Genomic DNA, 243 nt, shown 5'->3' with positions numbered 1-243 from the left:
CTCCTCGCCGGTGGTGATCTCCGACCAGGACAGGCTGGCGGCGCCGCCGGCGTTCAGCATCCGCAGGTGCAGGAACTCGTCCAGGCCGGCGGGGGCGGGGTTGGCCATTCCCCACAGGATGGAGTGGAACCATTTGCGGTGCGCCTCGACGAACCGGTACAGCTGGGTCGGGCTGGCGACGGCCTGTACCGAGACCATGAGTGACTGCAGCGCGGCGACCGGGCCGGTCTGATCCGCCGTCGG

General features: G+C 70.4%; 1 protein-coding gene. It reads right to left on the bottom strand.

Features of this window, described 5'->3' with window-relative positions; translation table 11 throughout:
* The coding region (locus CU044_RS38470; protein WP_275670183.1) for a terpene synthase family protein at positions 1–243 on the bottom strand (243 nt) is incomplete at both ends.

It is taken from the genome of Streptomyces sp. L-9-10 (assembly GCF_004151105.1).
Classification (GTDB): Bacteria; Actinomycetota; Actinomycetes; order Streptomycetales; family Streptomycetaceae; genus Streptomyces.
The sequence above is the reverse complement of the archived record's forward strand: the minus strand, read 5'-3'. Positions and strand labels throughout refer to the sequence as shown.